At 73.5% G+C, this 13,448-nt stretch carries 9 protein-coding genes; 1 reads left to right on the forward strand and 8 read right to left on the reverse strand.

All coding sequences use genetic code 11. The features are described 5' to 3' along the window. Window positions 1-62: 62 nt before the first annotated feature. Window positions 63-1,196: a hypothetical protein gene (locus tag ACFZBX_RS04790; protein WP_391531530.1), complete on the reverse strand. Its 1,134-nt coding sequence runs from the start codon at window positions 1,194-1,196 to the stop codon at window positions 63-65. 166 nt (window positions 1,197-1,362) lie between these two features. Between ACFZBX_RS04790 and ACFZBX_RS04795 the strand changes: the two genes are divergently transcribed. Next, entirely contained in the window at window positions 1,363-2,736 is a 1,374-nt protein-coding gene (locus ACFZBX_RS04795) for a hypothetical protein (protein WP_391531531.1), read from the forward strand. Window positions 2,737-2,822: 86 nt separating this feature from the next. On the opposite strand, the gene ACFZBX_RS04800 is transcribed toward ACFZBX_RS04795, so the two are convergent. The 7 genes from ACFZBX_RS04800 to ACFZBX_RS04830 all read right to left on the reverse strand — a co-directional run bounded on the left by ACFZBX_RS04800 (window position 2,823) and on the right by ACFZBX_RS04830 (window position 13,157). Further along, window positions 2,823-5,036: an MMPL family transporter gene (locus ACFZBX_RS04800; protein WP_391531532.1), complete on the reverse strand. Its 2,214-nt coding sequence runs from the start codon at window positions 5,034-5,036 to the stop codon at window positions 2,823-2,825. A gap of 56 nt (window positions 5,037-5,092) precedes the next feature. After that, window positions 5,093-6,268, reverse strand: a complete 1,176-nt coding sequence (locus ACFZBX_RS04805) for an alpha/beta hydrolase (protein WP_391531533.1) — start codon at window positions 6,266-6,268, stop codon at window positions 5,093-5,095. Between the two features lie 62 nt (window positions 6,269-6,330). Next, entirely contained in the window at window positions 6,331-7,365 is a 1,035-nt protein-coding gene (locus ACFZBX_RS04810; RefSeq protein ID WP_391531534.1) for an NAD-dependent epimerase/dehydratase family protein, read from the reverse strand. Beyond that, on the reverse strand, window positions 7,365-9,755 hold the full coding sequence (locus ACFZBX_RS04815; RefSeq protein ID WP_391531535.1) for an MMPL family transporter: 2,391 nt from the start codon (window positions 9,753-9,755) through the stop codon (window positions 7,365-7,367). The genes ACFZBX_RS04810 and ACFZBX_RS04815 overlap by 1 nt, the downstream gene beginning before the upstream one ends. A gap of 8 nt (window positions 9,756-9,763) precedes the next feature. After that, window positions 9,764-11,389 carry an FAD-dependent monooxygenase gene (locus ACFZBX_RS04820; protein ID WP_391531536.1) on the reverse strand — a complete coding sequence of 542 codons (1,626 nt, stop codon included), beginning with the start codon at window positions 11,387-11,389 and terminating at the stop codon, window positions 9,764-9,766. Further along, on the reverse strand, window positions 11,386-12,129 hold the full coding sequence (locus tag ACFZBX_RS04825) for an HAD family hydrolase (protein WP_391531537.1): 744 nt from the start codon (window positions 12,127-12,129) through the stop codon (window positions 11,386-11,388). Before ACFZBX_RS04825 ends, ACFZBX_RS04820 begins: the two co-directional genes overlap by 4 nt. Further along, a complete protein-coding gene (locus ACFZBX_RS04830) occupies window positions 12,120-13,157 on the reverse strand; it encodes a ScbA/BarX family gamma-butyrolactone biosynthesis protein (protein ID WP_391531538.1) in 1,038 nt (345 codons plus the stop codon). The genes ACFZBX_RS04825 and ACFZBX_RS04830 overlap by 10 nt, the downstream gene beginning before the upstream one ends. Between the last annotated feature and the right edge of the window lie 291 nt (window positions 13,158-13,448).

Raw genomic sequence — 13,448 nt, forward strand, 5'->3', positions numbered from 1 at the left:
CTGGATCTCCGCCTGGACCACTGGTGCCCCTCCGCGCGCCCGACAAGCGGGACGGACAGGTATCAGCCTCGCAGTGCCCGGTCGTCGAGTCGACGCAGCAGGCCAGGCAGATGCTGGTGCTGGTCGCGGAGCGCAGCCAGCCGCTGCCGGAACTCAGGACCGCGCCCGACGTGGTCGCAGGCGTCACGGAGCTCGACCAGGAGGGCCGTGGCAACGTCGTAGCGGGCCGCCTGCTTACGGGCGACGTGGTTCTCGACCTCGCGCCAGATCGCCTCCTCGTCGGTAGCCAGAACGGTCAGCTTCGTCGCCCGCGCCTCGACTCGAACCCGCTCGGCGCGCTGCCGGCGTTCCGTGACTCGCGCATGCGCGGCATCCAGCAGTTCTGCGGCGGAGCGCTGCCCCGGCACAGTCACGGCCGACGGCTCGCCGCGCAGCCGGCGCACGAGTTCGGCTCCCAGCTGAGGCTCGTCGCCCAGCGCGAGGCGCAACAGGAAGTCGTCCTTCTCCTCTTCGGGAAGTGCGGCGATCAGCGGCGCCAGTTCCTTTTTCCTGGGCATCTTCCGAGGTGCGGGGGCGGGCGGGCTGGCCCGGGCGGCGACCGCCAGCAGGTCGGCGTCGACCCGCAGGAAGTCCGCGAGCGCTCGCTGCGGTGCGGTGAGCCGGTCGAGCCCGGCCGGGACCGGGGGCTCGACCGCTGCCCGGTAGGCCTCCTCGTCGTCCTCCTGGAGCGCCCAGGCGCCGACGGCGGACAGCCATGCGAGGTACACGGCGCGGCGGTCCCCGGCGGCCAGCTCGGCCCGCACTCCGGCGATGGCACTCAGTGAGTCCTCGGCACCCTCGTCCCGGTCTCCACCCTCGTCCTCGCTGCGCAGGTCCAGGACGAGGTGAGTCTTGGTCGTCCATGCTTCGACGTACTCGTCGAAGCAGTACGGCTCCAGCAACCGCAGCGGGAGCTGCCCCTTCGGCAGGCGCAGGATCACCTGATGGGTGCCCCAGGTAGTCAGGTAGAGGTGGGCGTCGTAATACTGCTCCACCATCCGCCGAGGGTCACCGCGGAAGTTGCCCCACTGATACTCGTTGGTGAAGCTGGTCGCGGTGATCCGGGCCCGGGTGGACAGCGACCGCAGTTGCCCCTGCTCGTCGCTGGTCAGCGGTCGGTCGATCGCCAGGAACTCGTAGTACTGGTACTCACTCATGCAATGACCGAGTTCCACTGAACGATCTCACTGCGCTCAGCATCCCCGCTCCCTGACGGTCTTCGGCCCAGTCCTGCTCTGCCACGCCCGCGCAGCCTACCCATGCCAGCCGCGCGACCACCTCCATGCAGGCCCCCGCACAGTAGTGTGGATTGCCCAATGGACAGTGGAAAACCTGAACTGGGAGGGGTGTTGGAGCTTCTGGGGGGGTGCCGGAGAGTGCCGACCGACGCTGGCGAAGATCCAGAATGAGGTCTCCGGTCAGGTCTCCGGACCGGTCATCCAGGCGGGATGCATCTTCGGTGATGTCAATGTCACGACCGCCGCCAGCTCCGCGGACGCCGGGCCCACTGACGAAACGCTGGCCGAGGAGCTTCGCAAGTCGACCTGGCGAGCGCGATTCTCCTGTGTTGATTTCGTCAACCTGCCACGAATTCCGATGCTTTCGGACGGTACCGCAGTCCTCGGTGCGGCCAGGAGAGCGGGACTCGACGTGGCCGCGCCTCTCTTTCTCCGGCAAGGGCTGGCAGCCGGGCAGTTCGTTCATCTCGTCAAGCCTGTGTTCGAGACCTGGGACACAGAGGCAACCGCGCTCTGCGAAAGCACCATCAAGCGGGTGCACCCCGGCATGCTGGTCTCCTTCGAGGCCCGCATGCGATGCCGCAACGCGCCGAAGTCCCCTCCGATGGAGCTCACCGGAGCACCTGAGCAAGATCCCCACCTCTTCTTTCGCATTGGTGAGCGATCCGTCCTCATCAGCTTCGACCCGCGGTGGCTCACCACCTCGACAGCATCCGGCACACTGCACGATGCCGCACGCAATCCACTGGAGTATTCCGGCCTTGGCCTCGTACGTTCCGTCTTGGAGGACGGGCAGGTCCGAGTCTCCGCGCTCGTCTTCGGCCAGCCTCAGACGCCGGCCCAGTCGCAGTTCGAGTACATGCAGGAATCGACTCTTCGATCTCCCGCCGGACTGACGGCGGCCGACTTCCGCAACGAGCTAGCGGCGAGCAGTCGGGAAGCTCCACACCCTGCTCGCCCCCAGGAGAGGAAGAGCGTGAACCGGCTGGACGTGACCCTGTTCTTCGATGAGGACAAGCTGCTGTTTCCAGGCCACCTCCAGCGGGAGGTGATGACCCAACTCTTGCGCGTCGTCCCCGAGTACCGACGCGACACCGGGGTCGCGGTCGCAAGCCTGGCCATCTACGGCGTACTCGGCCAGGGCGCCAAGTCTGCGGACATCGCCGCACACATTCTTGCCCGTGAGCCTGACCTGTGGAAGACGTTCACGGTCCCCGGGCTCACCACTCTGCTCGACTCCGTCAACCTCGCGGTCGCCACCGTCACCGGTTTGGGCCAGGATCAGGTCGGCGATCTCCATGAGGTCATGCAGGTGGAGGTGTCCAGCTATCTCGGCGGCGTGGAGTTGGACCGGAGCATCCCGATGCATCGTCGGCTGCTGGGGCATCCCAACGCTACGGCTTGGCCTGAAAGGCGGAAGGTCGCCGGTTCGACCCCGGCCCTGGCCACAGGTGCCTGAGAAGGCGGAAGGCCCCGGAGAGTTCGCTCTCCGGGGCCTTCGTCGTGCCCGGGGCGGCGGGGGAGCCGCCCCGGGCCGGGGGGGGGTTATTCGGTGAGGCCGAAGCGGGTGTGGAGGCGGCGGAGGGGGGCGGGGGCCCACCAGTTGGCGGGGCCGGCGAGGCGCATCACGGCGGGGAGCAGGATGGCGCGGACCAGGACGGCGTCGACCAGGACGGCGAGGGCGAGGCCGACGCCGAGTTCCTTGAGGAAGACGACCGAGCCGGTGGCGTAGACCGCGAAGGTCAGGGCCAGGATGCCGGCGGCGGCGGTGATCAGCGGGGCGCTGCGCTGGATGCCGGTGGCGACGGCGGTCGGGGTGTCCGCGCCGCGGTCGTGCTCCTCCTTGATCCTGGAGACGATGAAGACCTCGTAGTCCATCGACAGCCCGTAGGCGATGCAGAACATCAGGATCGGGATGCTGGGCTCCATCGACCCGGCCGAGGTGAAGTCCAGCAGGCCGGCCAGGTGGCCGTCCTGGAAGCCCCAGACCAGGGCGCCGAACATCACGGTGAGGCTGAGCAGGTTGGAGACGGTGGCCTTGGCCGGGATCAGCAGGCTGCCGGTCATCAGGAAGAGCAGGATGAAGGTCGGCACCAGGATCAGGCCCGCCACCAGCGGCAGCGCGGAGAGCAGCCGGGAGCGGAAGTCGGTCATGTCGGCCGGGAAGCCGCCGACCTGCACCTGGTAGGGCGCGGCCTCGTCCCTGACCTTGCCGACCAGCCCGGGCATGTCCCCGGCCAGCGCGGCCTCTTCGGGGATCACGGTGAGCCAGACGCCGGAGCCGGTGGCGAACCGCGCGGAGTCGGCGGTCGGGCCGGTGCGCAGCTTCCCGTCGGCGTAGGAGCCGGTGAAGGTGTCCACCTGGAAGACGCCGGGCAGGGTGGAGAGCCTGGCCGCGTAGGCGTCGGTCGGGCCGGTGGTGCCCCTGGCGTCGGCGACGCCGGTGGCGACCACCTGGAGGGCGTCGGTCTCGCGGGCCGGGAAGCCGTCGCGGACCTGCTGCTGGACGACCCGGCTGCTGGCGTCGGCCGGCAGCACCCGCTCGTCGGGCAGGCCGAACTTCACGCCGAGGAACGGCGCGCCGACGAGCAGCAGCAGGGCGACCACGGCGGTGCCCCAGACCAGCGGGCGCTCCATCACCCGGCGGGTGAGCCGGTACCAGCGGCCGTCCTCCACCGGACGGGCCGCCCCGGCGGCGCCCGGGCGCAGCACCCGGTGACCGACGGCGGCGAGCGCGGCGGGCAGCAGGACGACGGCGCCGACGATCGCGGTGAGCACCACGAAGACGCCCGCGTACGCGAAGGAGCGCAGGAAGGGGAACGGGAAGGCGAACAGCGCGAGCAGCGAGATGGCCACGGTGATCCCGCTGAAGATCACCGTCCGGCCGGCCCGCTCGACGGCGCGGACCACGGCGGTGTGCTTGTCGTGGCCGGCCGCGGCCTCCTCGCGGAACCGGGAGATCACGAACAGGCTGTAGTCGATGCCCAGGCCCAGGCCCATCACCAGGGCCAGGTTGGCGGCGAAGGTGGAGACCTCGGTGAACAGGGTGACGCCGCGCAGCAGCGTCAGCGTGCCGAGCACCGAGAAGAGGCCGACGCCGATGGTCAGCCCGGCGGCCGACCAGCGGCGGTAGACGGCGAGCAGGAGCAGCAGGACGATCGGCAGCACGATCGCCTCGGCGCCCAGGAAGTCCTTCCGGGCCTGGGCGCCGACCTGCCGGAACACCTCGTCCTGGCCGCCGACCTCGACCTTGACGTCGGCGGTCTCGCGGGTGAACTTCGGCGAGAGGTCGGCGAGCCGCTCCCGGGACTCGGTGGCGGTGCCGTCCAGCCAGGCGGTGACCAGGGCCTTGCTCCGGTCGGTGGCGGCCAGCGCGGGGCTGTCGCCCTGCGCCCAGTAGGAGCCGGTGGTGCGCACGCCCGCCGAGGCGGCCAGTTCGTCGGCCAGCGCCCGGCCGGCGGCGGCGACGGCGGGGTCGTCCACGGTGCCGTGCTTGGCGGTGACCAGCAGGATCATATTGGGGCTGCCGTGGCCGAACTCGCGGTGCAGCACCTGCTCCGCCTGGTCGGACTGCGATCCGGGGGCCTCGAAGCGCGACAGCGAGAGCGCCTTCTGGGCGCCGGCGCCGAGCGCGGCGGCGATCACCAGCAGGACCGTGCCGGCGATCAGCACGGCCCGCCGCCGGTCGACCAGCAGTCGGCCCAGCCTCCGCAGCAGCGGCACCCGCTGGTCGACCCCGGGTTCGAGGGTGAGCGTCATGACAACTGGTCTCCAGACGTGAGGTGGGGACGGTGCGCCCCCGGCGGGCGTTCGGGTCAGCCCAACTGGTGCTTGGTCAGCCAGTCGGCCAGGGAGGCGTGGACCTGGGGGGCGTTGCGGGCCATGCCCATGTAGTGGCCCGCCGCGGGGATCTCGACGAGCTGGGTGTCGGTGGTGCCGGTGAACAGCGCGCGGTGCTCGGCGCCGCCCTGGACGCGGGCGTCCTTCTCCCCGTAGAGGAAGAGCACCGGCACCTTGATGTCCTTGAGGTGGCGCAGGTCGACCAGGACCGAGCCGAGCTGGGAGGCCATGTCGCCGCAGGGGTGGCGGTTCTGGTGCGGGGCGGAGAGGGCGACGACGCCGGGCTCGGTGTCGTTGAAGTTGCCGGCCTTGAACTCCTCGGTGCCGAGGTCGTAGTACGCGTAGCCGCCGGGGCCGCCCGCGCCGTCCGCGGCGGAGCCGCCGCGCAGGCACGTCTGCAGGGAGGAGAAGAAGCGGGCGTTGGCCTGCGGGGTGAGGCCGAGGTCGGTCCAGTCCATCAGGACCAGGCCGTCGACGTCCTGGAAGGAGTAGGCCTCGATCTGGGAGACCTGGCCGCCGTTGGACTGGCCGGCCAGCACGACCTTGTCGAAGGCGACGGGGGTGCGGCCCTCCTGCTCGGTGCGGTAGCCGCCGGCCCGCAGCTGCTCCACGATCTGGTGGGCGATGTCGGCCTGGCCGCCGATGCAGCTGCCGAAGCCGTCGGGCTTGTCGCTGGCGCCGTAGCCGATCCGGTCGATGGTGAGCGAGGCGTGGCCCTTCTTGGCCAGCTCCTCGGCGTGGTGGTAGCCGGGGGCGTCGAGGCGCCAGTACCACTCGCCGGCCGCGATGCCGTGCTCGTAGAGGGTGACGGTGCGCGGTCCCGCGCCGCCGTCGAGGACCGCCTTGGGCGCGGTGAGGTGGCCGCTGACCTGGTAGGTCCGGCCGTCCACCGGGCAGGCGGCCAGGGTGCGGTTGACGTTCTGGACGGTGAAGCGGACCGGGATGTCGACGATGGACTCGGCGGCGAGCCTGGTCCTGGTGTCGGCGGCGGCCTGCTCGGCGCCGGGCGGCGGGGCGCCCGGGCCGGCGGCGTCGGACGCGGCGGGCGGCGGGGTGGCGTCGGAGCGGGCCGCGACGGCGGCCACCGCGGGCGTCAGGGCGATCAGCGCGGCCGCGACGGTCAGTACGGCGGTCTTCCTGGAACGGGGCACGGTCGCGGCCCTTTCGTTGTCCGGGGTCGGGGCTGGGCCCGGGGAGGGGGATGCGGGAGGTGTCATGACGGCAGCCGCCCCTGGTCGCGGTACCAGCGCGCCTCGTCGGCCAGGGTCTGTACGAGCGGGCGGAAGGTGACGCCGAGCTCCCGTTCCGCGCGGGCGGAGGAGAGCCGGGTGCGGGTGCCGTCGAGCAGCACCCGGACGCCTTCGCGGGTGGCCACCGGGGGGCGCCCGCGCAGCTTGGCGCCGTACTCCAGTGCGGTGGCGAAGGCGAGCGCGGCGCCGGCCGGGATCTGCCGGGGCGGGGTGGCGCCGGAGGCCGCGGCGATGCCGGTGACCAGGTCGTGCAGGCCGTACCAGGAGCCGGCGACGATGTAGCGGCGCAGCCCGGTGCCGTGGGTCAGCGCGCGGACGCAGGCCGCGGCGACGTCCCGGGCGTCCACCACGTGGTTGCCGGCCCGGGGGACGGCGCGCAGTTCGCCGTGCGCGACGGCGAGGAAGAGCCGGCCGGCCGAGGTGGGTCCGGCGTCGCCGGGGCCCCACATCCAGCCGGGCAGCACCAGCGGGACGGTGAGGCCCTCGCGCGCGCAGAAGTCGGCGACGGCCTGCTCGGCGCGGACCTTGCTGGCCCGGTAGCCGTTGCGCTGCCAGTCGGCGGGCGGCGGGGTGTCCTCGTCGGCGGGGAAGCCGGTGCTGCCGCGGCCGACGGTGTTGATCGAGCTGGTGTGCACCACCCGGGGCACACCGGCGTCCACGGCCTCGCGGAGCAGGGTGAGCACCGCGTCGACGTTGACGGCGTGCAGCCGGCGCAGGTCGGGCTGCGGCTGGTAGTACTCGCGGAAGTAGGCGGCGGTGTGGATGACGCCGCTCGCGCCGGGCAGGGCCCGCCGGTAGCCCGCCGGGTCGGTGATGTCGCCGGCCAGCACGGTGAGCCGTTCGTCGGCGGGCAGCAGCCGCTGCGCCTTCTCCCGGTCGCGGACCAGGGCGGTCACCCGGTGGCCGGCGGCCAGCAGGTCGCGGACGACGGCGCCGCCGAGCAGGCCGGTGGCGCCGGTGACCACGACGCGGCCCGGCGGGGCGGGCTGGTCGGTCATCAGGACTCCTTCGCGGCGAGGACGGGCCCGGGGCCGTGGTCGGGGTCGGGGTCGTGGCCGTGGTCGGGATCGGGACCGGGATCGCCCGGGGTGGCGGGGCCGGCGTCCGGGTGCTCCTTCGTCCCGCCCCCGCCCGCCGGGGCGGCGAGCGGCTCCTCGCGCAGCCCGAAGCGTTCCTGGAACCGCTTGAGCGGCGCCGGGGCCCACCAGGTGGCGTGGCCGCCGAGGGCCATCACGGCGGGGACGAGCAGGCAGCGCACCACGGTCGCGTCGACCAGCACGGCGAGCGCGACGCCGAGGCCGAGCATCTTGGTGTTGGTGATCCGGGAGGTCCCGATCGCCACCAGCACCACCGAGAGGATCAGCGCGGCCGCGGTGATCAGCCCGCCGGTGTGCCGGATGCCGTCGGCGACGGCCTTGCGCGGGTCGCGGCCGCGTCCGTACTCCTCCTTGACCCGGGAGAGCAGGAAGACGCCGTAGTCCATGGAGAGGCCGAAGGCGACGCAGAACATCAGCACCGGCAGGGTGGTCTCGACGGCGCCGGTCGGGGTGAAGCCGAGCAGGCCGGACAGGTGGCCGTCCTGGAACACCCAGACCACGACGCCGAACATCGCGGTCAGGCTGAGCGCGTTCAGCACCACCGCCTGGAGCGGGATCAGCAGGCTGCCGGTGAGCAGGAAGACCAGCAGCAGGGTGGCGCCGACGATCAGCGCGCCGGCCGGCAGCAGTCGCACCGCGATGGCGTGCTTGCTGTCGACCAGGGAGGCCGCCTGGCCGCCGACCACCGGCCGCAGGCCGGGGAACTCGGCGCCGGCCCGGCGGATCTCGCCGACCAGGTCCTGATTGGCCTGGGAGACGTCGCCCCGGCCGGCGGCGGGCACCACCGAGAGGTGGCCGAGGCCGTCGGCGGTGCGGACGCTGTCGGCCGGGCCGGACTCGCCCGAGGCGGCGCCGGAGCGGTAGTCGCCGAGCGGGGTGGAGACCTCGGTGACGCCGGGCAGCGCGGAGAGCCGGGCGGCGAACCGGCCGAGCGTCTCGCGGTCCGGGTCGGCGGCGGCGCCGGCACCGCCGGTGGCCGCGCTCGCCCCGCTGTGCACCACCACGTCGATGACACCGGTGGCGCTGGCGGTGAAGCCGTCCCTGATCGTCTGCTGGACCACCCGTGACTCGGAGCCGGTGGGCAGCTGCCGGTCGTCGGCGGCGGCGAACTGGACGCGCAGGAACGGCAGTCCGGCGACCAGCAGCAGCGCGGTGATGCCCAGCGCGAACAGCGGGGCGCGCCGCATCACCAGGGTCGCGGTGCGGTGCCAGCCCATCCCGGCGGGCCGGCCGGCGCGCGCGGCGCGGCGGGGCAGCCGGATGGTGAGCGCGTCGATCCGGCCGCCGAGCAGGGTGAGCAGGGCGGGCAGCAGGATCAGCGCCGCGGCGGCCGCGATCAGCACCACGGAGATGCCCGCGTACGCGAAGGAGCGCAGGAAGTAGAGCGGGAAGACGAGCATGGCGGAGAGCGAGACCGCGACGGTCAGCGCCGAGAACAGCACCGCGCGCCCGGCCGTGTCGAGCGTGGTGGCGACGGCCGCGCGGACCTCCAGGCCGCGTTCGCGCTCCTCGCGGAAGCGCCGCACGATGAGCAGCGCGTAGTCGATGGCGAGGCCGAGCCCGAGTGCGGTGGTGAGGTTCTGCGCGAACACCGAGACCTCGGTGAACCCGGTGATCACCCGCAGCGCCGCGTTGGTGCCGAGGATCGCGCAGATCCCGACGGCGAGCGGCAGCAGGGCGGCGACCAGGCCGCGGAACACCAGGACCAGGATCAGCAGGGTGATCGGCAGCGCGATCAGCTCGGCCCGGGCCAGGTCGTCGGCGATGGTGGTCTGCATCTCCTCGCGGACCGCGACGGTGCCGCCGAGCCGGACGTCCAGCTGCTCCAGCCCGGCCGGGCTGCCCCGGTAGCGGGGGGCCAGCCGGTCGAAGACCTCCTTGGCGCGGTTCTCGTCGCCCTCGATGCGGGCGAGGATCAGCGCGGTGCCGCGGTCGGCGGAGCGCAGGCCCTCGACACCGGTCTGCCAGTACGAGGTGACCCCGACGACGTCCGGCTCGAAGGCGAGCCGCTCGCCGAGCCGGGCACCGTCCCGGGCCGTTTCGGGGGCGTCCACCGAGCCGCCGGCCTTCGCCGAGACCTCCAGGACGAGGTTGGGCGAGCTGGCCGGGAAGGAGCGCTCCAGCAGCACCGCGGCGCGCGCCGACTCGGAGCCCGGGTCGGCGGTGCCGCCGTTGTGCAGCCGGTCCGTGACCCCGGCGCCCACGACCAGCGCGTTGACCAGGAACACCACGACGAAGAGGAGGGCGGACCAGGGCCGGGCGGTGACCACCCGGCCGAGTCGCTTGAGCATCGGGAACCTCACGGAGCGGGGGTGGCGGAACGCTGCCCGGTCGGCAGCGCGGAGAGCAGCTCGCCCACCCGGCCCGGCCGGTCCAGGGCCACGACCCGGGCCACCACACCGTCCGGACGGAGGTGGCAGGCCAGGGCCGCCGCCCCGGCCTGCCCGCCGGGAAGCCGGCCGGCCGCGAGGTCGTGGCCGGCCGGCCCCGCCGGGGCGGGCAGCGGCCCGTCCGGCGGGAGCAGGAGCAGTACGTCGGCGAGGTCGCGCACGCCGCGCCGGGTCAGCTCGGTGGCGGCCTCCTCGGCCGCCGTCGCGGCCTCCTGCCCGGCCCCGGCGACCAGCACCGTGTGCCGGCCGGTCGCGAGGTAGCCGTGCAGGGAGGTGGCACCGGTTCCGCCCACCGGGCGGAGCGGTGCGTCACCGAGCCGTCGGCCGGGGGTCGGACCGCCCGGCGCGGGCGTGCGCCCGACGGCCGGACTGGCCGTCAGATCGAGGTCCAGCTGGGCGAGTTCCGGAACGATGCGGCGTTCCAGGGCGCCACTGCGGGAGAGGACGCCGAGCAGCAGGTCGCGCAGGGCGCGGGCCGGGCGCGGCTTGAGCAGCCAGAGCTTGGTCTGGCGCTCGGAGTTGCGCACCGCCCGGGCGGAGGTGGGGCGGCGCTCCGGGTCGTAGCTGTCGAGCAGTGCCGGGTCGCCCCCGCGCAGCACGGCGGCGAGCTTCCAGCCGAGGTCGAAGCCGTCCTGGACACCGGTGTTGAGGCCCTGGCCGCCGGCCGGGCTGTGGGCGTGCGCGGCGTCCCCGGCCAGGAAGACCGGGCCGTGCCGGAACCGGGCGGCCACCTTGGTGTGCACCCGGAAGCGGCTGGTCCACCAGGTCTCCTGGACGGTCCAGCGGCCCCGGCCGCGGGCGTCCAGGAGCTGCTGGAGCTCGGCGTCGTCCGGCGGTCCGGTCCGGCTGCCCGGGGGCAGGTCGAAGAAGATCCGGTGGCCGCCCTCGGGCAGCGCGACCAGGACCAGCACGCCGTCCGGGCCGAGGTGGTACTGCGCCTCGGTGGGCGGCAGGTCGCCGGCGATCCGGCCGTCGCCGAGCACGAACTCCCGGTCGTAGCTGCTGCCCTCGTAGGGGACGCCGATCGCCTCGCGGACCGTGCTGCGGACGCCGTCGGCGCCGATCAGCCAGGGGACGGAGACGGTCTCGGCGCCGCCGGCCGACTCCAGCCGGACCACCGCCCGGTCGCCGGCCACCTCGACCGAGGTGGCCCGGGTGGCCCACTCGACCCGCCCGCCGAGGCCGAGCAGCCGCTCGTAGAGCAGCTCCTCGGTGACCGGCTGGGGCACGCAGAGCGGCCCGGGGAAGCGGGTGTCGGCCAGCGTGCCGAACGAGACGCCGGCCAGCCGGCGGCCGTTCGACCAGTAGGAGGCGCCGGTGAGCGGCAGGGCCCGCTCGGCGACCGCGTCGGCCACGCCGAGGCGGTGCAGCGCCTCCAGGGCGCCGCTCCACATCACCAGGGCCTTGGGTTCGGCGGCGAAGCACTCCCGGCGGTCCACCAGGCGGACCGGCACGCCGTGCTGGAGCAGCGCGCAGGCCGCGGTCAGTCCGGTGGGGCCGGCGCCGACCACGAGGACCGGCGGCGCCGCCGTCACCGGAGCGCCCCGTCGGCCGGGCGGCCGAGGTCCTCCACCAGGGGGTGCCCCAGCCGGCTGGAGAGTTCGCGCAGGGCCTGGGCGGTCAGCCGCTCGGAGACCTCGCGGATGGTCTGCGCGGTGTTCTCGAAGAGCACGGTGTGGAAGCCGAGCCGCCGGGCGGCGTCGAGGTTCTCGGCCGTGTCGTCGATGAAGAGGCAGCGCCCGGCCGGGGTGTCCAGCCGCTCCAGCAGCCGCAGGTAGAGCTCCGCGTCCGGCTTGCGGACCCGCTCGGCCGAGGAGTCCACGACCGCGTCGAAGAGCTCCGCCACCGGGAGGGTGGCCTGCCACCGGGGGCGCCACTCCACCACGTTGTTGGTGAGCAGCGCCGTCCGGTAGCCGCTGGACCTCAGCTGGCGGACGAAGTCCACGAGTCCGGCGTTGGCCCGGCGGCCCTGGAACCACAGCTCGCCGAACGGCCGGCCGCCGAGGGCGGCGGCGGAGCCGGGCGGCAGCTCGGCCAGCAGCCGCTCGGTGAACTCCTGCTCGGTGATCGCCGCGACCTCCAGCTCGGCCATCGGGCTGATCCCGTAGCGCGCGGTGGCGGCCGCGAAGGCGGTGCCGACGGCCTGGAGGTCCAGGCCGGTGCGCATGCCGAACTCGGTGAAGGTCTCGGCGAGCGGGTTGGTCAGCACGCCGCCGTAGTCGAGGACCACGGTGTCGATGCCGTCGGCGGACGGGACGATGTGGTTCAGCTCCACTGGGTCACCTCGATGGCGAGGGAGGCGACGGTGCTCCCCTCCTGGGAGACGGTGATCACGACCGGGACGGTGACGGCGCCGAGCGCGCCGTCGAAGCTGGCGTCGCCGACCTCGGCGACCGCCTTGGTCACCAGGTCCAGCTCGGCGAAGTCGGAGAACTCGGCCCGCGCCGCGGTGACCACCAGGCTCTCGGCGGGCAGTCCGTGCAGCTTGGCGACGGCGGCCACGGAGAGCTGGCGGGCGGCCTCCAGCTGGAGGTTGCCGGGCACGTGGTCCAGCTGGTGGTCGAACAGGTGGGGGTGGTCGGTGTCCACCACGAGCATCGCCGAGGCGGTGCCGGACTCGCTGACGGACGGCTCGGTCAGCACGATGTTGAACGCGTCCCGCCGCCCGACCAGGGACGGCGCGGAGCGCAGCAGCTGCGGGTGGCGCGGCGAACGCCCGTCCAGCTTCTTGCGGTTGCCGGCCCGCAGCATCTGGAAGGCCCGGTTGGTGACGAAGGTCAGCGAGCCCGAGCCGACGATGGCCGCCTCGCCGTCCAGCCAGAAGGTGCCGGTGAAGTCGAAGCCGAGCACCCGGCCGGCCGGGTTGCGCTTGGGGCGGACGGTGGTGGAGAGCACGGCGTGCGCCGGGCGCGGGCCGATCCGCAGGGCCTCCAGGCCGGAGATGGTGAGGTTCAGGGCGCTGAAGATGAAGGCGCGGTCCAGCGGCACGTCCAGGTAGCGGTGCGCGACCAGCACGCCGGACTGCCGCAGGACCTCGATCAGCAGCAGGAAGTCGTAGCTCCCGCCGCGCTCGCCGACGACGTGGCCGCGCGGCAGCTGGGCCGCGACCTCGAAGGTGTGCTCGTCGCTCGCCGGGTCCGGGTCGCCGACCCGGGCCGAGTCGGTGACGAACACCTCGGCGATGGCGGCGCGGTGCACCAGGTCGCGCGGAACGGTGGAGTCGAACCTCAGCTCGGCGGCGGGCCGGTGGCCCAGGGACTCGTCGGAGTCCGCCAGTCTCAGCAACTCGGGCGTGGCGTTCATGGTGTATCCCCCCGTGGGCAACGTCGGTTTCCCGGATAGAAGGCGCGAAAGGGCGGTTCGGTCTGCCTCGGTACGACGGGCCGGTCCCCCCGGCGGCGCCGGCCGGGGTCCTCGCGGTTCCCGGCCTGCGGCAACTGTCCGGCCGCGCGCTGACCGTCCGCTGAAGGCGCCGGGAAGGGATCGGGAAGGCTCCGGGAAGCGGCGCGGGGCACGGCGCGGCGACGGCGCGACGCGAGGGGTCGCCCGGAGAACGGGGCGGGATGAACGCCGGTCATGTCCCTGCCCAAGATC

The sequence above is a fragment of the Kitasatospora sp. NPDC008115 genome (assembly GCF_042957205.1).
In the GTDB taxonomy this organism is placed as follows: Bacteria; Actinomycetota; Actinomycetes; order Streptomycetales; family Streptomycetaceae; genus Kitasatospora.

What these genes read in the sequence shown, in the direction of transcription:
- ACFZBX_RS04790 (WP_391531530.1), bottom strand. Translation starts at nt 1,196, where the DNA reads ATGAGTGAGTACCAGTACTACGAGTTCCTGGCGATCGACCGACCGCTG.
- ACFZBX_RS04800 (WP_391531532.1), bottom strand. Translation starts at nt 5,036, where the DNA reads ATGACGCTCACCCTCGAACCCGGGGTCGACCAGCGGGTGCCGCTGCTG.
- ACFZBX_RS04810 (WP_391531534.1), bottom strand. Translation starts at nt 7,365, where the DNA reads ATGACCGACCAGCCCGCCCCGCCGGGCCGCGTCGTGGTCACCGGCGCC.
- ACFZBX_RS04815 (WP_391531535.1), bottom strand. Translation starts at nt 9,755, where the DNA reads ATGCTCAAGCGACTCGGCCGGGTGGTCACCGCCCGGCCCTGGTCCGCC.
- ACFZBX_RS04830 (WP_391531538.1), bottom strand. Translation starts at nt 13,157, where the DNA reads ATGAACGCCACGCCCGAGTTGCTGAGACTGGCGGACTCCGACGAGTCC.